We start from the raw sequence: 15,202 nt of genomic DNA, 5'->3' as shown, positions 1-15,202 counted from the left end.
AATGTAGCCGACGAGGTGCTGCCATACATCCCCCAAGAGGAGTCAGGCGACGCGCAGAAGCGCAGCCCAGGTGTCCTCGTCGATCTTCTCGGTCGCGGGCAGACCGGCTGACTTCTTGAACGCCAGCAACGCCTCCCCCAGCGGCCCGACGAACATGGTCTCGTCGGCGCCGGCCGCGACCGGGAAGCCCCGCGAGTACAGCAGGCCGTAGGCCGTCTTCACGTCCCAGCCCTTCACGCCGGGGCGCAGCTCGGGCAGCTTCTTCACCATGACCTCCGTCCAGTTCAGCTCAGGCTTCGGCTTCGGTTTGGCCAGGGCCTTCACCGCGGGGTAGGCCGGATAGCCGAACCCGGCGACGTGGCCCAGGCTGCGCTCGCGCCGCTTCAGCTGGTTGGCGGTGTTGCCCTCCAGCGTCACGATCGTCCGGCCGCCGCCCTTGACGGCCTCGACGATGCCGACGTGATCAATCGCCGGGATGTTGCGGCTCCCGGCCCAGTCGAAGAACACGACCGCGCCCTTGCGCGGGTCTGACCCCACTGGCCATGCGCCTTGAACCAGGCCGCATGCCCGGCGTCCACGCGAAGTCGCCGACGACGTCGAGGAAGCCGACCTGGTCGGCCGCCCAGGCGAGCGTCATGTCGCACCACGCCTCGCGCGCCCACCTGCCAGTGCTCGCCACGGCAGGCGGTCGCCCACGCCTCGTCGTCGAGACCGCGCCTCAGAACCTCGACCAGCTCGTCCATCGGACCCACCTCTCAGGCGTCCAGACCCAGCAGGCGGATCTGCCGCCGACGTTTCGCCCACGTCTCGTCGCACCCGTCCGAATGCTTGTCGATCGCGAACCGTCCAGCGTCAGCCGTACTACACGCCGGGCAGCAGAACAGCATGCTCACCGGCACGGCACGGTCGCAGTCCGGCTTCCGGCACTCGTGCAGCCACGTGCCGCCGACCTTCAACGACCCGGCGTCGAGCAGGAGGCGCCACCGCGGCCTCGCCGGCGTCGGGCTCGGCTCCACGAACGTCACCTCGGGCTCCTGCTTGCGCCACGCCTGGCATGCAGGGTGCTGGCATGCGTGCTCGCCAGTCTCGGGCGTGAACAGCAGCGGCTGGTCGTGGACAGCGCACACGCACCGGTCATCACACTCGTGGGCACGACGCTGCCGACGAGCCCACGTCTCGTCGCACCGCTTCGAGTGCGCCACCTCGCCCCACCCCATCTCGGCACGATTCCAGCACGCGGGACAGCAGAACTCAGCGCCATCTAGTCGAGGTTGGCCGCATCTCGGGCACATCAGCGCCGTCACCTGGGCTCCTCGATGAGGCCTCGGCCGAGCACGTCGTCGCGGATTAACGTCTCGCAGTCCGACTCCGACCGGAACGAGATCATCAGCGGGAGCGCGCACCCGTCGAGCTGCAAGTACGGCTTCCACTCGTCGGAGCGTTCGTCGTAGTCGGCGAACCAGCCGAGCGGGTGCGGCGACACCACCACCTCCTCGTCGGAGCTCGAGTCCGGCCGCACGACCAGTAAGCCGTGGCCGGCCTCCGGATCCGGGCCGAACGCCAGCGAATACTCCGGCCGGCGACCGTCGTGGGCGTCCACGTCCGAGACGTGCCGGTCCATCTCCGGCAGCAGCATCGACTTCGGGCCATACAGGCGTAACCCGCACGCACACCGGAACGCCGAATTAGCCTCCACCGTGGACTTCACCACGAGCCTCTCTCCCACGTCCGCCTGCGCCCGGACCAGCGGCGGCGACATCATGGACATATGCCGCGAACGCCTCTCGCACGGCTGTTACACCGCCTCGCCAACGAGCTCGAACCGCCACCAGCCGCCGCACCTGCACCCGCGCCCGAGCCGCGCCAGTCGAAGCCGCCCGCACGGGTGCGGACGAGGTCTCCGAGATCATCGGCGATGAGTACGCGACTCGCAGCCGAACGCGCCTACCGGAAACGACGCCGAGCCGACGAGGAGCACGAGCGGACCCAGCCTCAAGAACGATCGCTGCTCCCCCGGATGACAGCCATCGTGAGCGTCATTGCCGGGGTCATGGCTGTCCCTGCACTGGGCATCTCTATCAAGGCGCTCCAGGTCAGCGAACAGCAAGCGGCACAAGCAGCGCAGCAATTGGCGAACCGCGTCACAAGCCCACCGTCATCCCTGTCGTTTGTCCGGCCAGGGTTCGAGCACATGGCCACTCTTCCTGGGGTTCGCGACGACGACGGCCAGGTGCTCTTCCCTGTCCGTATTCGCAACGCCAACAGCGTGCCGGTCGTCGTGGAAGGGCTTATTCAAGAGACCGTGGACGCCGGGGGCCCGTTTCTTGAGCCCGAATTCCTGATCCTGAATCTCCCTGCCTGCACGGAGGGCGTCTTCGAAATCGCCGGTTCAGAACGTCAACTTGATCATGCGAAGGTGCAGCTCTACACGAAGAACGCGCTCGACGGCCGCCACTGGTCCGTCCCTGACCCAGGACAGCAAGCGCGTCTCGTGGAAATGACAGTGACCGCCGACGACTACGTCTCGCTCCACACGCATCGAAAGCCGAGACAGAGCAAGGTCATCACTCAGTGCGCGTGATCCGCCCGAGGTCCTCCGCCGACAGGCGGGCTCCTCGCCTCCTTCGTCGTGTGCAAGCCACCGTCAACTCAGCCAGGGCACTATGGGAGCATGCCGCGCGCACGCAGACGACTCGCCCGGTTACTCCAACGCCTGGCCGACACCACAGCGCCGCGTCAACCGGCGAAGGTCCGCCTCAACCCGATACACCCGCGGTCGACCGCGAAGACGACCACGCGAGCAGCCGAGCGGGCGCGCGGACGCCGAGACCCGGCCGAGATCGAGCGGCTTCACGTCGAGCTGCAACAGCTCCAAGACAAGCAAGCTGGGCGAGCCTCAGAAAGCACCACCAAGACCTCTGCATTGCCGAAGCAGCGCGAAGGCCGCGCAATCCGATGGGGCACGATCATCACCGCGCTCGCTACCATCGCAGCGGTAGTTGTCGCCGCGCTCGCGTACAGCGCCTCGAAAGATGGCGTGCGAATCAGTGAGCAGCAGAGGACGGACGTTCAAACCGCCTTCCTCGGGCGCATCATGCTTCAGCCGAAGTACTTCGCGGAACCAATTCTTGAAGGAGGCGATCTCGTCGTCGTCAACGCGAACACACTCGCCATCGAGCTGCGACTGAGCGTGTCGGCGCACGACAAAACCCACAACAAAGAGGTCCTCGTCAAAGCCACCATCCCAGGCTGCTCGCAGATCACGTACCGGATCCCGGACGAGGTAGACACATGGGAAGGCAGCACTGCCTTCGGTCAGGGAGCCTCGGTGTATAACCCGCTCGATGGCCGCTGGTGGAGTGTCGGACTCGATCCGGAGTTTCCAGCAGGGCCACTCTCCGAGGAGACGAAGCAGGTCCTCCTGGATGGCCTGTGGCAAGACATGCCAGGTGCGCTCGCTGCAGCACAGACAGTGAAGAGTCTCTCTGGCTGCGTGTGACCTACCGGGCCTCCTCCACGACCAGGCCGCGCTCTTCCACGTCCGACACCACACGCGGTTTTGGCGAGAGTTCGCGATCTCATTATGGCCTCTATCGGTGGGTGCGCCAGTGGCCGTTTCAGGAGCGTGTACGACCTGCGACAACGCGACAAAACGAAGATCAACGCGTAGCGTTGGACGCCCACCGCCACGCCACGGAGCCCGCCCCATGCCACCCCCACGCAAACGCACGCCGGACCAGGCGGACCCCACCGAGCTCCATCCCCTCGAACCGCAGGAACCCGCTCAGTCAGCGGAACCGCCCACCGGCCGCGCCCGCCGTACCAAGCAGCCCGTCTGGACCGAACGCATCTCCACCGGCTTCCGCCTCACCGAAGAAGCCGAAGACCGGCTCACCCTCGCCAACGAGCGAACCGGCCTCGGCCCACAGCAGCTCGTCGAAGCCGCCATCAACCGCAGCTGCGACGAACTCGGCATCCCGGAGCAGATGCCGCCCGGCAGTGACCTCAAGATGCCTCGTCACCTACCGGCTCGCACAGGCGAACCAGGACGGCAAGACCGGCCGCTCATCTCCATCCGGCTCTCGCGGAACACGAGGGCGCGGCTCGTGGCCGCCGTCGATCGTGAGCAGCGGTACGCGTACGACGTCATCGAGGACATGCTGACCGACTACCTCGACAAGCTGAACGCGCCTCCGGCGCAGGAGTGATCGCCGTAGACTGCTGGTGATCCCGTGATGGGGATTGGAAGGGCCGCCTCTGTCGGAAGGAGGCGGCCTTTCGCTTTACGCCAACGCGTTCGCATCCGAAGCTTCGGGCGTCGAGCGCTCACTGCCGCGCTCGGTAGTACTCACCGGGCGGTCAGTCCGCCAGCAGAGTCAGCCGTCCAGCGGGCGGCCCGCCGTACTCGTAGCCGGCGTGGGTGACGACCTGCTCTTGGTCGCCGGGCCTGTTGGGCCGACCGAGGGGGCTACGGTGATGACCAGGCTGTCCGGCAGGGCCTTGATGAGCTCGCGGAGCTGGCTGAGGGTGAGCGGCTCCACCTTGTGCTGGATGAGCTCCGCCATAGCCATCCTCTTCAGCTCCCTGCTTGCGGGCACTTGGAATTCTTGTACTGGCAAGGGTCATAGCCGAGCCGGATGTGCGCACACTCCACGCACCGGAAGAACCCTCCATGGCTGAGAGCGTCTGAGAGGCCGCTGGTGACGACACTGCCCACGTCGAGGAATCGCGCTACAAATGTCCAGCCAGCGGACTGCTTCGGCTCCAACGCCATCACTTCGCTCGTAGACATCGCGACGTGGTCTCTCATCGCGTCGCATAAGTGGCAGTGAAGCTTTTTGTCAGACATGACACTCCGTTTCAGGTAGCGACCCAGCGGCCCTACTCCTCCGGGTCGCGGATCTCCAGCGTGTGCAGCGGCTCCTCCAGCGCCTCGGACGCGTTGGCCCAGCGGATCGCGTCGAGCGTCAGGATCGGGCACACGGCCACGTCCGCGATGGCGGCGACGTGCGCATCCCACGGCGACAGGCTGGTACGCGCAATCATGGACGCGAGCGCTGTGGCCTGCTCGGCGCCCTTGAGGGGGGCGACGAGCACCTGGGGGAGCAGGTCGAGGCTGGCCAGCAGGTCGTCGCCTTCCTCGGTGCGGACATCGAGGGAGGCTCCCGTGATGGCGAGCGCGGGGGCGATCATCGGCTGCCCGATGGCGTCGTAGCCCTGGACGAGGCCGATGAGGTCGCTGTCGCCGCGGGCGATCTCGACGAGGACGTCGGTGGCGAGGATGTAGGGGGTCGGCCTGTGGGGGCTCACTGGTCGCGCTGGCTCTCCACGTGGGCCATCATGCGTTGGACACGGTCTGGGTTGGCTGCGGCGGCGCGCTCCTGCCAGAGGGTGTGGCGTCGGCGGCGGGTGTGCATGTATTCGCGGACGGCGGCCTCGAAGACGGCAGAGGCGGATTCGGCGCTGCCTGCTTGGACGAGCTGGTCTACGTAGCTTTTCACTTCGGGTGTGACCGTGATGGCGATCTTTGGTTTGCGGGTGGTGACTTCTGGTTCGGCGTCGGGCGCGAGGTCCTGAGAGGTCATACCCGGATCATACCCGGATGGTGGCTAGGCGCTACCTGAACGCTACTAACGAGAGAGTCACGAGATGCCAAGGGGGCGCAAGCCGCCACCAGCCGCGCCCCCTAGACCACGCCGCTCTCACGGGCGGTCACAGCCTCCTTGAACGCCTTCCCGGCCTTGAAGCGCTGCACGATCCTGTCCTCGGTGACGACCCGCTCCCCGTTGACGGGATTCCGGTGGTCACGCCCGTACTGAAGCACCGGCTTGAACGAGCTCCAGCCGTCGATCCGGACCTCGCGGCCAGCTCGACGACGAAGAGGTCGAGCACCTGCTCCGCCGCACGCATGGCCGCTACCTTGCTCGGCACCTCCACCCCGGGAAGCCACGAGGCGAGCGTGCAACTCGGTGACGAACTCCTGCTTGTTTCATGCGGAACCCTTCGATGTCTTGATCAGCTGATAGTCACCGTAGAACTTCAGCAAGCGGAAACGCACACTGAAGAGGCGGCTTCTATGCCCTCGTCGGTGACCTGCCACATAACCGCCGGCCCGTAGAACCACACCGTCGTGGAGGACGATGTGGTCAGGTAGGCGTCGTCATCGATAGGTAGCCCGGAGGCGGTGGCGATCTCCGCGGTGCGTTTGGTCGACAGTTGCGCGTCCAGTTGCAGGCCGAGGAAGTAGGTGTTGACGATCAGACGGCCGTCGGCGGTGGTGCGGCCGGGCAGTGCCTGGCCACGGGCGCGGTAGTCCTCCAGAAGGTCGGACAGCAGGAGCGGAAGGGTGTCGGGGCCCGCCGATTGGCGGGGTTGACCGGTCTGGAGGTACGCAGGCGGCTGACCTGGTTGCGGGTGGATAGGAACTTGTACTCGTTGAAGGCGGCGATGATGTCGTCGGCGAAGTCCTCCACCAGGCGCAGGCACCAGGCCAGCAAGGCGGTCATGGTGCCGGGTGGATGCGCGGAGTCTTGTTCTCCTCGAAGACGCGGCGTCTTTCCAGGACATCACCGACACGTTCGCCTCCCCAGGGCGGTGCGGGTGGCAGCCGGTCGTGTTCGGGCATCAGGTAACGCATCGTCCAGGTGCGTATCACCGCAGCCGGCATGTCCTCGCGCATCGAGTGGGAGATCGGAGCGTTCTTGACATGGCTGGCGTACTCGTCCAGGTCCCCGGCGGTGCCTTGGCCGAACCGGGTGATGCCGCGCAGGACGAGCCAGTCGGTGAAGGCGCGCGCATAGCGCCAGAACGCCGCCACGGTGCGCACCGCTGGGCAGCGCGCGAAGAACGCGATCCCGCCCTCGTGCTCGTGGTTGATCAACAGGTCGCGAACCTGGAGGTGCTGCGGTGGTTGTCGGTTTAGGTTTCGCCCACGGTCCAGCCGTGACGCTCGCAGGTTTGTACGTTGGCGTCGTGCTGGTCGGTGACCGATTTCTGGGTTCGGCGGCTGTCTTTGCTGGCGCGGTCGTAGATGGCTGCCACCGGTGGAGGGGCAGAGTCAAGGGGCGGCAAGGCGGGGGGCATGATTACCTCTCTCGGCGAACCGTGTGCTTAACTCAATTCTGCCGCTGTGGTTTGTGTCCCCCGGGCCGCAAATTACCGCCTTCACGGAATACCGTTCGGCTGGAGCCGTGTTGTGCCTCTCGCCGAGGAGGCGACCGCCACAGCGGCCTTAAGGCATCGCAGGGGTCCCGTCACACGACGGGACCCCTGCGCTTTATGGTGGGTGCGCCGTCCCCACGAACCCCGGGAGAGATGCGTTGCTGTACGAGATGGTCAAGTTCGTCGCCGCGCCCACAGCGCACGTGTTGTGGCGTCCGCACATCTCCGGAGCGGCGAACGTGCCGGCCAAGGGTCCGGGCATCCTGGCCGCCAACCACTTGTCGATCATCGACTCCTTCCTGCTGCCGGCGCTGCTGCCGCGGCACGTGACCTTCACGGCCAAGAACGAGTACTTCAACGGCAACCCGCTCTCGCAGTTCTTCATGCGCCTGGGTGGCAGCCTGCCGATCGACCGCGAGAGCGCGGGGGCGGCCCAGGCGATGCTCGACGGCGCCGCCGAGCTGCTGGAGTCGGGTGAGCTGTTCGGCATCCACCCCGAGGGCACGCGCTCGCCCGACGGACGGCTGTACCGGGGCAAGGTGGGCGTGGCGTGGCTGGCGCTGAAGACGGGGGCGCCGGTGCTGCCGGTGGCGTTGTCGGGCACCGACCGGGCGATGCCGGCCGGGTCGAAGCTGCCGCGGCCGGTGACCATCGGCATCAAGATCGGCGAGCCGCTGCACTTCGAGGGCGAGCACACCAGTGCCCGCGACCGGCGCCGCGTCACCGACGAGATCATGGCGGCGATCCAGAAGTTGTCCGGTCAGGAGTACGTGGCGCAGTACGCGACGTCAGTCAAGGCGAATCCAGACAAGTCATGATTTGTCACGGCTAAGCTTCTGGTCCCAGCCATCACTTGTCAGGGGGCGACCAGTGGCGCGTGGCCGTACGATCGTGCTCGTCTCAGCGACGAGCGTCCTGGTGGTGGGCGCCGCGGCGGGCGGCGCCTACTACCTGCTGCACACCCGGGGAACACCCGCCGAGAGCGCCGCCCGCTTCGCCGCCGGATGGCAGGCGGGCAACACCGCGACCATGAGCGCAGAGCTGGCCCGGCCGCAGTCGCTGGCCGCCTACGACCAGCTGCGCAAGGGCCTGGGCGTCACCGCCACCAAGGTCACCCTCGGCGCCGTGCGCGAAGGCGACGACCGCGCCGCCGTGCCGTACACCGCCACCCTCACCCTGGCCAACGCCGGCCAGTGGAGCTACCAGGGCACCATCGACCTCGTCGTGCACGAACGCGCCTGGAAGGTCGACTGGAAACCCTCCACCCTCCACCCCGACCTCACCCCCGGCGCCGGCTTCTCCCTGAAGAGCCGCTGGCCGCAGCGCGCCGCCATCACCGACGCCGACGGGCGCCGCATCGACGACGGCAGCGCGGGCGGCTCCATCCAGCAACTCGTCGGCTTCCTCGACAAGGCCACCGACGACGACGTCAAGAAGTACGGCCCGCCGTACAAGACCGGCCAGGCGATCGGGCGCGGCGGACTGCAGGCCACCTTCCAGCAACGCCTGGCCGGCACCCCGGCCACCGACATCAAGCTCGGCGACAAGACGCTGTCCACCCTCAAGGGCGCCACCGGCAAGCCCCTGGAGACCACGCTCGACCCGAGCGTGCAGCGAGCCGCCGTGGCCGCCGTCGACCAGATGGACAAACCCACCTCCATCGTGGCGATCAAGCCCTCGACCGGCGGCATCCTGGCCGTCGTCAACAACCGCGGCGACATGAACCGCGCCCTCGACGGACAGTACGCGCCCGGCTCGACGTTCAAGGCCGTCACCGCGCTGGCCCTGCTCACCGAAGGCGTCAAGGCGGACGAGACCGTGCAGTGCCCGCAGTACGCCACCGTCGGCGGGCTGAAGATCCGCAACTCCGAGCACGCCTCCTTCGGCTCGCTCAGCTTCTCCGACTCCTTCGCCCACTCCTGCAACACCAGCTTCGCCCCGCTGGCCCAGGACAAGCTCGGCGGCGACAAACTCAAGGCGGCCGCCGAGAGCGTCGGCTTCAACCAGCCGCTGAAGATCGGCGTGCCCGCCCGGCAGCCGAGCTTCCCGGCCCCCGAGTCCGACGCCGAGCTGGCCGCCTCCTCCTTCGGCCAGGCCCGCCTGGTGGCCACGCCCCTGACCATGGCCTCGGTGGCCGCCGCGATCGCCGACGGCACCTGGCGCCCGCCGACCCTCGTCGAAGGGCGCAAGCAGGAGGCCCAGCCGCACGAGCTGCCCGCCGACGCCGTGCGGGCGCTCAGGCAGATGATGCGGGCGGTCGTGGTCAAGGGGACCGCCAAGGACGCCGGGCTGCCCTCGAGCACCTACGGCAAGACCGGCACAGCCGAATACGGCAACCCCGTCGCCGGATCGCACGCCTGGTTCATGGGCTACCGCGGCGACGTCGCCTTCGCGGTCATCGTCGAGGGAGGCGGAGGCGGCGGCAAGGTCGCCGCGCCGGTGGGGGCCCGCTTCCTTCACGGCCTGTAGGCCTGCCAGCCCCGCAGGAGCTGCTCCAGCACGGCGTCGGCGTAGCCGGTCGTCAGCGGCGCCGTGCGCAGCAGCCAGCGGTAGTAGATCGGGCCGAACAGCGCCTCCACCGCCACCTCCAGGTCGACGCCGCCGGCGATCTGGCCGGCGCGCTGCGCCGCGCGGAAACGTTCCCCGACGGCCTCCAGCGTCGGCTTGAGCACCCGGGCCAGCATCTGCTCGGCCAGCTCGGGGTCGTCCTGGACGTCGGTGTTGAGCGCGCGGTAGGCCGAGGCGAAGGTCGGGTCGTTGAACTCGGCGACCGTGGCGTGCAGCACCAGGCGCATGTCGGCGGCGAAGTCGCCGGTGTCGGGCAGCACGACCTCGCCGGCGGCGGGGGTCTGGTTGTGCTGCAGGAAGGCGTCGAAGATCACCGCCGCCTTCGACGGCCACCACCGGTAGATCGTCTGCTTGCCGACACCCGCCCGGGCGGCGATCGCCTCGACCGTCAGCTTGCCGTAGCCCACCTCGCGCACCAGTTCCAGCGCTGCGGCCAGGATGGCGATGCGGGAACGTTCGCTGCGACGGGCCGGGTTCGGAGTCATGGAGCGACTATACGCAACGTTGCGTCTTGCCAGCACGGGCTACCGCGTCTTGCCGGCGTGGTTCACCCGGTTGTGCCTTGCTGTCGTGATTCAGCCGGCTGTGTCTTGCTTGTGTGGCCCGCCCAGATGATCGGCCAGGTGATCGGCCAGCGCGGCGGGCGAGCCCGCGTGCGCGCCAGGCTCCGGCAACCCGCACTCGCCCTGCTGTGCCGTACCCCAGCAGGCGTGCACCCCGTGCGCGCCCGCCCCCCTGGCGCAGCCCAGATCCACCGCGCCGTCGCCGACGTAGGCGGCCCGCGCCGGCTCCACCCCGAGCAGCTCCAGCGCGCGCCACAACCCGTCGGGCGCCGGCTTCGGCGCGGCCACCTCGTCGCCGCAGACGATCACGTCGAAGGCGCCGCCCATGCCGGCCGCCGCCAGCTTCAGCTCCGCCGCCCGGCGCGTGGCCGCCGTGTACACCGCCGTGCGCACCCCGCGCGCGGCCAGCCCCGCCACCGCCTCGGGCACCCCGGGAAAGGCCCTGGCCTGCCGTACGGCACGCTCCACGTGGGCGTAGTAGCACTCCATATCGCCCTCGCGCAGCGTACGGCCCAGCAGCCGGGCCAGCACCACCGGGCTCGGCCCGATGTGCCACATCGCCACCACGTCGTCAGGAGTGAAGCGCGGGCCGCCCAGAGCCGAGACCGTGTCGACGTAGACGCGCGGCGAGATGGCCATCGTGTCGAGCAGCGTGCCGTCGAGATCGAACACCACCGCGCGCAGGTCCACGCGCGCGAGGCTATCGGCAGGCGCCTGAGGACGCCAATCAGGTCGCGCGAGGCTGTCGGCGGGTGTCCGGGGATGCCAACCGGGCCCCGCGAGGTTGTCGGCAGGTTCCAGGCGAGGCCGGCCCGTCAGGCCCGCCCTACAGCGCCGGCCCGGTCGGGCCCGCAGCCGGCCCGCAGTCCCGCCTACGGCAGGGCCATCGCCGCAGTCCCGCCGTTCTACAGCAGGGCCATCGCCGCGGCCTCGTGCCGCAGCACCAGGATCAGCAGCGTGGCCACCAGGGTCGCGATCAGCAACCAGCTCACCGCGATGATGACGGTCGAGCGCCTCAGCCGGCGGCGCGGCCCCTTGGCGCGGGTCTCGCTCTTCCCGGCACGCCTGTTGAAGGACTCCAGCCGCGCGACGAGCCGTGGATCCTCATCGACGAGGCGCTGCTCGATCTGCGCGAGCAACCGCTCCTCGTCCTGCGACCAGGCCATGGTGCACCTCCGGAACGCAAGCACTGTGCCGAGGTTCTGCCCAACCATGAAGATCATTAGCCACTCCATGGTCAGGTAATTGCGCGACCTTTTCAGTTGCGATCATCGTCGAACGCCTGTTCTAATCATGGCGTGCGCTGGGACAACCTCCGACCCGACGGCGCGGCAGACACCCCTGCCGTGCCCCTTTTCGGCGCGGTCACGCGCACCTTCGACACGCCCGCCTTCCGCGGGATGACCTTCTACGAGATCCGGGCACGCTCCATCATCAACCGCGTCCCGGCCGCCAGCCACGTCCCCTTCGACTACACGATCAACCCCTACCGGGGATGCGGACACGCCTGCACCTACTGCTTGCAGGGCGACACCCCCATCCTGATGGCCGACGGCCGGACCGCGCCCATCGCCGAACTGAAGGTCGGCGACCGCATCTACGGCACGCGACAGCAGGGCGCCCACCGCCGCTACGTCATCACCGAAGTGCTCGCCCACTGGTCGACGCAGAAGCTCGCCCACCGCGTCACTCTGGCCGACGGCACCCGCCTCGTCGCCGGCGCCGACCACCGCTTCCTCACCGACCACGGCTGGTCCTACGTCACCGACTCGCCCCGGCACCGGCGCCCGTTCCTGACCAGCGGCCAGCACCTGATGGGCAGCGGCCGGTTCGCCGAGCGGCCGAAGATCGACGACGACTACCGCCGCGGCTATCTGCACGCCACGACGCGCCTGGCCCCCACCGACGCCGAGGCGCTCCAGCGCGCAGCGGCCTTCCTCCGCCACGCCGACGCGCCCCACGACCTGGGCTCCCCCACCAGCAGCTGGAGGAAAGGCTTCCTGGCAGGCGCCTTCGACGCGGGCGGCGACCTCGGCCCGGCGGGCGGTGATCTTGGCTCTGCGCACTGCGGCCTCGGCCGGGCGTCCGACGGTGGCCTCGGCCGGGCGCCCGACGCCGACCTCACGATCGACGACCTCACGATCACCGCCTCGGATCCCGCCCTCCTCGACCAGATCGCGGAGTGCCTCGACACGTTCGGCTTCGCCCACGTCAGCGAGCGGCCAGGCGTCCTCCGCCTGCGGGGAGGCCTGCCCGAGCGGCTGCGCTTCCTGCACACGGTCGACCCCGCCGTCACCCGCGGACGCTCCCTCGAAGGCGCCGCCGTCAAGACGTCCGCCGATCTCCAGGTCGTCGCCGTGGAACCCCTCGGCCTGGTGCTGCCGCTCTACGACATCACCACCGGCACCGGCGACTTCATCGCCGACGGCGTCGTCTCCCACAACTGCTTCGCCCGCAACACCCACACCTACCTCGACCTCGACGCCGGGCTCGACTTCGACTCCAAGGTCGTGGTGAAGGTCAACGCCCCCGACCTGGCCCGGCGCGAGCTCGCCTCACCCCGATGGCGGGGGCAGGGGCGCTCCATCGCGATGGGCACCAACGTCGACTGCTACCAGCGCGCCGAAGGCCGCTACACGCTGATGCCGGGCATCATCCAGGCGCTCACCGACACGGCGACCCCCTTCTCGATCCTCACCAAGGGCACGCTCATCCTGCGCGACCTCGACCTGCTCACCGCCGCCGCGGCGGTGACAGACGTGAGCACCGCGGTGTCGGTCGGCTTCGTCGACGCCGACATGTGGCGGGCCGTCGAACCCGGCACCCCGCATCCCCTCCGCCGCCTGGAGGCGTGCCGTACCCTCAACGCCGCCGGGATCCCGTGCGGGGTGCTGATGGCGCCCGTCCTGCCGTACCTCACCGACTCCCCGGCGCAGCTGGAGGAGACCGTGCGGGCGATCGCGCAGGCGGGAGCCACCCACGTCTCACCCATCGTGCTGCACCTGCGGCCGGGGGCAAGGGAATGGTTCCTCGGATGGCTGGGGCATGCCCACCCGCGGCTCGTGCCCCGCTACCTCGAGCTGTACGGCCGCGGGGCGTACGCGCCCAAGGCCTACCAGGAGCGCATCGCGGCCCAGGTGCGGGAGGCGGCCGCCCGCCACGGGATCGGCCGTCATCGGCGCAGCGGATCCCACCGCATCACACCGCCGGCGGTGGCGGTGGCGGCGGCGGGGCCGGAGCAGCTGACGTTGTTGTGAAGGGGACGGGGCGCGGCGGCTCAGCCGCGTGCCCTGGGCGCGTGATCCGGCGCGTGGTGCCGGGTGGCGTCATACTGGTGTCATGGACCTTTCGCCGTACATCGACAGCCTGCGCCGCGAACTGGCCCTGGCAGCGGAGGCGACCGGCGAGGAAGCCCGGGCGCTGGCCGAGCGCCTGGCCGCGACCATCGAGTCCGCCACCCGCCTGGCCCTGCTGGAAGCGCTGTCGGCCGCCGCCGACGAGATCACCCGGGACCTGGCCCCCGGCTCCGTCGACGTACGGCTGCGCGGGCGCGACCCGCACTTCGTCGTCACCCCGCCCCCCACCTCCCGAGCCGACGACGCCTTCGACGAGCCGACCCCCCGCACAGCCGCCCCCACCCCGCCGGCGGCCGCGAGCGCGGAGGCCGAGGAAGGGGCGGTGGTGCGAGTGGCGCTGCGCGTGCCCGAGCACCTCAAGCCCCGCATCGACGAGGCCGCGGGACGCGAGGGCCTGTCGGTCAACTCCTGGCTGGTACGCGTGGTGTCGGCCGCGCTCGACAGCGGCCCGCCCAAGCAGTCCCGGCGCGAACGCGGCGGCCAGAGCTACACCGGCTGGGTGGGCTGAGGCCGATGACCACGTTCGACACCCCGGGCCCGATCTCCGCCCTGATCGAGATCGGCTCCGGTTCGATCCGGCTGAGCGCCTCCGAGCGCGGCGACACCGTGGTCGAGGTACGGCCGGCCGACCCCGGCGACAAGAGCAGCCTCCTGGCCGTGGAGCAGACCAGGGTGGAGTTCATCGGGGGGCGCCTGCGCGTCAAGTCGCCCAAGTCCCGATCGTGGTTCGGCTGGGGCTCGCTGGTGGAGCTGACGGTCGGTCTCCCGGCGGGCTCGCGGGTCAACGCCCAGGCCACCACCGACATCCGCGCCGACGGGGCGCTGGGCGAGTGCGTGCTCGACACCGCCTACGGGGCGATCCTGGTGGAGGAGAGCGGCAAGACGCGGCTGAGCACCTCATCGGGCGACATCGAGATCGAGCGGGCGACCGGGCACGCCGACCTGACCACCCACAACGGGCGCATCCGGGCAGGCGAGCTGGCCTCCTCGGCGGTGGCCAAGAACGCCAACGGCGACATCGAGATCGGCACCGCCGCCGGCGACCTGCGGTTGAACACCGCCTCGGGCAGCATCGACGTCGAGCGCGCCCTGGCGGGGCTGACGGCCAAGACCGCCCACGGCAGCATCCGAGTCGGGCAGGTGGTGCGGGGGACGGTGTCGCTGGAGACCGCCTCGGGGGATCTGGACGTCGGCATCGAGGCCGGGAGCGCCGCGTGGCTGGATGTGAGCTCCAGTTACGGCGAGGTGGAGGTGCCGCGGCCTGCCGCCACGTCGCCGCCCGAGGGCGCGCAGACCGTCCGCCTGCGCGCCCGCACCGGCTACGGGCGCATCACCGTCCGCCGGGTGTGACCACTGGTTGCGCCGGGTGTGACCACTGGTTGCGCCGGTGAGGCCATCGGGCCGCCGAGTATGGCCGCCGAGCGTGGCCGGTGGTAGGCGGGCCGGTGGTAGGCGGGCCGGTGGTAGGCAGCCAGCCACGCCGCCGTCAGGCACTCGGCCGTCAGGCAGGCGGCCAGGCACGCGGAGCCAGCACGCGGCCGTCAGCACGAGGAC

Annotated in this window: 20 protein-coding genes; 8 read left to right on the top strand and 12 right to left on the bottom strand. The window is 69.5% G+C overall.

All coding sequences use genetic code 11. The annotated features are described in order from the left end of the window. Positions 1–42 precede the first annotated feature (42 nt). The 3 genes from HNR30_RS38755 to HNR30_RS38745 all read right to left on the bottom strand — a co-directional run bounded on the left by HNR30_RS38755 (position 43) and on the right by HNR30_RS38745 (position 1,762). A complete protein-coding gene (locus tag HNR30_RS38755) occupies positions 43–537 on the bottom strand; it encodes a CHAP domain-containing protein (protein ID WP_181615101.1) in 495 nt (164 codons plus the stop codon). A 218-nt stretch (positions 538–755) separates the two neighbouring features. Continuing rightward, positions 756–1,025, bottom strand: a complete 270-nt coding sequence (locus tag HNR30_RS38750; RefSeq protein ID WP_181615100.1) for a hypothetical protein — start codon at positions 1,023–1,025, stop codon at positions 756–758. Between the two features lie 275 nt (positions 1,026–1,300). Next, positions 1,301–1,762 carry a hypothetical protein gene (locus HNR30_RS38745; RefSeq protein ID WP_181615099.1) on the bottom strand — a complete coding sequence of 154 codons (462 nt, stop codon included), beginning with the start codon at positions 1,760–1,762 and terminating at the stop codon, positions 1,301–1,303. 255 nt (positions 1,763–2,017) lie between these two features. On the opposite strand from HNR30_RS38745, the gene HNR30_RS38740 reads away from it, so the two are divergent. From HNR30_RS38740 to HNR30_RS38730, 3 genes are all read left to right on the top strand, one after another. After that, positions 2,018–2,581: a hypothetical protein gene (locus HNR30_RS38740; protein WP_181615098.1), complete on the top strand. Its 564-nt coding sequence runs from the start codon at positions 2,018–2,020 to the stop codon at positions 2,579–2,581. Between the two features lie 90 nt (positions 2,582–2,671). Continuing rightward, the gene (locus HNR30_RS38735) at positions 2,672–3,499 is read left to right on the top strand and encodes a hypothetical protein (RefSeq protein WP_181615097.1); all 828 of its coding nucleotides are present in this window, start codon (positions 2,672–2,674) and stop codon (positions 3,497–3,499) included. A 208-nt stretch (positions 3,500–3,707) separates the two neighbouring features. Next, positions 3,708–4,208, top strand: a complete 501-nt coding sequence (locus HNR30_RS38730) for a hypothetical protein (RefSeq protein WP_181615096.1) — start codon at positions 3,708–3,710, stop codon at positions 4,206–4,208. Positions 4,209–4,376: 168 nt separating this feature from the next. Here the strand turns inward: HNR30_RS38730 and HNR30_RS38725 are convergent, their stop codons facing one another. The 6 genes from HNR30_RS38725 to HNR30_RS38700 all read right to left on the bottom strand — a co-directional run bounded on the left by HNR30_RS38725 (position 4,377) and on the right by HNR30_RS38700 (position 6,880). Further along, complete coding sequence (locus HNR30_RS38725; protein WP_181615095.1) at positions 4,377–4,565, bottom strand: DUF6225 family protein; 189 nt, start codon at positions 4,563–4,565, stop codon at positions 4,377–4,379. Positions 4,566–4,881: 316 nt separating this feature from the next. After that, positions 4,882–5,310, bottom strand: coding sequence for a hypothetical protein (locus tag HNR30_RS38720; RefSeq protein ID WP_181615094.1), 429 nt, complete (start codon positions 5,308–5,310; stop codon positions 4,882–4,884). Then, positions 5,307–5,585, bottom strand: coding sequence for a hypothetical protein (locus HNR30_RS38715; protein ID WP_181615093.1), 279 nt, complete (start codon positions 5,583–5,585; stop codon positions 5,307–5,309). Before HNR30_RS38715 ends, HNR30_RS38720 begins: the two co-directional genes overlap by 4 nt. Before the next feature lie 101 nt (positions 5,586–5,686). Further along, a complete protein-coding gene (locus HNR30_RS38710; protein ID WP_181615092.1) occupies positions 5,687–5,950 on the bottom strand; it encodes an HU family DNA-binding protein in 264 nt (87 codons plus the stop codon). A gap of 307 nt (positions 5,951–6,257) precedes the next feature. Beyond that, on the bottom strand, positions 6,258–6,506 hold the full coding sequence (locus HNR30_RS38705; RefSeq protein WP_181615091.1) for a hypothetical protein: 249 nt from the start codon (positions 6,504–6,506) through the stop codon (positions 6,258–6,260). Continuing rightward, positions 6,503–6,880 (bottom strand): hypothetical protein, encoded by a 378-nt coding sequence (locus HNR30_RS38700; RefSeq protein ID WP_181615090.1) that lies wholly within the window; start codon positions 6,878–6,880, stop codon positions 6,503–6,505. Before HNR30_RS38700 ends, HNR30_RS38705 begins: the two co-directional genes overlap by 4 nt. A gap of 439 nt (positions 6,881–7,319) precedes the next feature. Here HNR30_RS38700 and HNR30_RS38695 point away from each other — a divergent pair, with 439 nt between their 5' ends. Continuing rightward, the gene (locus HNR30_RS38695; RefSeq protein ID WP_312894954.1) at positions 7,320–7,979 is read left to right on the top strand and encodes a lysophospholipid acyltransferase family protein; all 660 of its coding nucleotides are present in this window, start codon (positions 7,320–7,322) and stop codon (positions 7,977–7,979) included. Positions 7,980–8,031: 52 nt separating this feature from the next. Next, positions 8,032–9,630: a penicillin-binding transpeptidase domain-containing protein gene (locus tag HNR30_RS38690; RefSeq protein ID WP_181615089.1), complete on the top strand. Its 1,599-nt coding sequence runs from the start codon at positions 8,032–8,034 to the stop codon at positions 9,628–9,630. On the opposite strand, the gene HNR30_RS38685 is transcribed toward HNR30_RS38690, so the two are convergent. The 3 genes from HNR30_RS38685 to HNR30_RS38675 all read right to left on the bottom strand — a co-directional run bounded on the left by HNR30_RS38685 (position 9,618) and on the right by HNR30_RS38675 (position 11,458). Beyond that, positions 9,618–10,214 carry a TetR/AcrR family transcriptional regulator gene (locus HNR30_RS38685; protein ID WP_181615088.1) on the bottom strand — a complete coding sequence of 199 codons (597 nt, stop codon included), beginning with the start codon at positions 10,212–10,214 and terminating at the stop codon, positions 9,618–9,620. The genes HNR30_RS38690 and HNR30_RS38685 overlap by 13 nt on opposite strands. Before the next feature lie 90 nt (positions 10,215–10,304). Next, positions 10,305–10,982, bottom strand: coding sequence for an HAD family hydrolase (locus HNR30_RS38680; RefSeq protein ID WP_181615087.1), 678 nt, complete (start codon positions 10,980–10,982; stop codon positions 10,305–10,307). A 215-nt stretch (positions 10,983–11,197) separates the two neighbouring features. Beyond that, on the bottom strand, positions 11,198–11,458 hold the full coding sequence (locus HNR30_RS38675) for a DUF3040 domain-containing protein (protein ID WP_181615086.1): 261 nt from the start codon (positions 11,456–11,458) through the stop codon (positions 11,198–11,200). A 132-nt stretch (positions 11,459–11,590) separates the two neighbouring features. On the opposite strand from HNR30_RS38675, the gene HNR30_RS38670 reads away from it, so the two are divergent. The 3 genes from HNR30_RS38670 to HNR30_RS38660 all read left to right on the top strand — a co-directional run bounded on the left by HNR30_RS38670 (position 11,591) and on the right by HNR30_RS38660 (position 14,998). Beyond that, positions 11,591–13,549 carry an intein-containing Rv2578c family radical SAM protein gene (locus HNR30_RS38670; RefSeq protein ID WP_181615085.1) on the top strand — a complete coding sequence of 653 codons (1,959 nt, stop codon included), beginning with the start codon at positions 11,591–11,593 and terminating at the stop codon, positions 13,547–13,549. Between the two features lie 82 nt (positions 13,550–13,631). Next, entirely contained in the window at positions 13,632–14,156 is a 525-nt protein-coding gene (locus HNR30_RS38665) for a hypothetical protein (protein ID WP_181615084.1), read from the top strand. A gap of 5 nt (positions 14,157–14,161) precedes the next feature. Beyond that, positions 14,162–14,998, top strand: a complete 837-nt coding sequence (locus tag HNR30_RS38660) for a DUF4097 family beta strand repeat-containing protein (protein WP_181615083.1) — start codon at positions 14,162–14,164, stop codon at positions 14,996–14,998. Positions 14,999–15,202 lie beyond the last annotated feature (204 nt).

Source organism: Nonomuraea soli (genome assembly GCF_013761175.1).
In the GTDB taxonomy this organism is placed as follows: Bacteria; Actinomycetota; Actinomycetes; order Streptosporangiales; family Streptosporangiaceae; genus Nonomuraea; species Nonomuraea soli.
This window is presented reverse-complemented; position numbering and strand designations above follow the sequence as displayed.

Excerpts from the sequence above, each read along its gene's own strand:
- HNR30_RS38745 (WP_181615099.1), bottom strand. The coding sequence starts at position 1,762 with ATGATGTCGCCGCCGCTGGTCCGGGCGCAGGCGGACGTGGGAGAGAGG.
- HNR30_RS38740 (WP_181615098.1), top strand. The coding sequence starts at position 2,018 with ATGACAGCCATCGTGAGCGTCATTGCCGGGGTCATGGCTGTCCCTGCA.
- HNR30_RS38735 (WP_181615097.1), top strand. The coding sequence starts at position 2,672 with ATGCCGCGCGCACGCAGACGACTCGCCCGGTTACTCCAACGCCTGGCC.
- HNR30_RS38730 (WP_181615096.1), top strand. The coding sequence starts at position 3,708 with ATGCCACCCCCACGCAAACGCACGCCGGACCAGGCGGACCCCACCGAG.
- HNR30_RS38725 (WP_181615095.1), bottom strand. The coding sequence starts at position 4,565 with ATGGCGGAGCTCATCCAGCACAAGGTGGAGCCGCTCACCCTCAGCCAG.
- HNR30_RS38715 (WP_181615093.1), bottom strand. The coding sequence starts at position 5,585 with ATGACCTCTCAGGACCTCGCGCCCGACGCCGAACCAGAAGTCACCACC.
- HNR30_RS38705 (WP_181615091.1), bottom strand. The coding sequence starts at position 6,506 with ATGACCGCCTTGCTGGCCTGGTGCCTGCGCCTGGTGGAGGACTTCGCC.
- HNR30_RS38685 (WP_181615088.1), bottom strand. The coding sequence starts at position 10,214 with ATGACTCCGAACCCGGCCCGTCGCAGCGAACGTTCCCGCATCGCCATC.
- HNR30_RS38675 (WP_181615086.1), bottom strand. The coding sequence starts at position 11,458 with ATGGCCTGGTCGCAGGACGAGGAGCGGTTGCTCGCGCAGATCGAGCAG.
- HNR30_RS38665 (WP_181615084.1), top strand. The coding sequence starts at position 13,632 with ATGGACCTTTCGCCGTACATCGACAGCCTGCGCCGCGAACTGGCCCTG.
- HNR30_RS38660 (WP_181615083.1), top strand. The coding sequence starts at position 14,162 with ATGACCACGTTCGACACCCCGGGCCCGATCTCCGCCCTGATCGAGATC.